The 254-nt window shown below is 64.6% G+C and carries 1 protein-coding gene; it reads left to right on the top strand.

Features of this window, described 5'->3' with window-relative positions:
• Positions 1–254: phosphoadenosine phosphosulfate reductase domain-containing protein (locus tag DOM57_RS22450; RefSeq protein WP_239496334.1), on the top strand; the 254-nt coding region annotated here is incomplete at both ends.

Raw genomic sequence — 254 nt, 5'->3', positions numbered from 1 at the left:
GGCGCCCGCCGCGACGAGGAAGCCTCCCGCGCCAAGGAGCGGGTCTACTCGTTCCGCGACAAGCACCACCGCTGGGACCCCAAGAACCAGCGCCCGGAGCTGTGGAACCTCTACAACGGCAAGGTCAACAAGGGCGAATCGATCCGCGTGTTCCCGCTCTCCAACTGGACCGAGCTGGATATCTGGCAATACATCTACCTCGAATCGATCCCCATCGTCCCGCTGTACTACTCCGCGCCGCGCCCGGTGGTCGA

It is taken from the genome of Salinicola peritrichatus (genome assembly GCF_003206715.1).
In the GTDB taxonomy this organism is placed as follows: Bacteria; Pseudomonadota; Gammaproteobacteria; order Pseudomonadales; family Halomonadaceae; genus Salinicola; species Salinicola peritrichatus.
The sequence above is the reverse complement of the archived record's forward strand: the minus strand, read 5'-3'. Positions and strand labels throughout refer to the sequence as shown.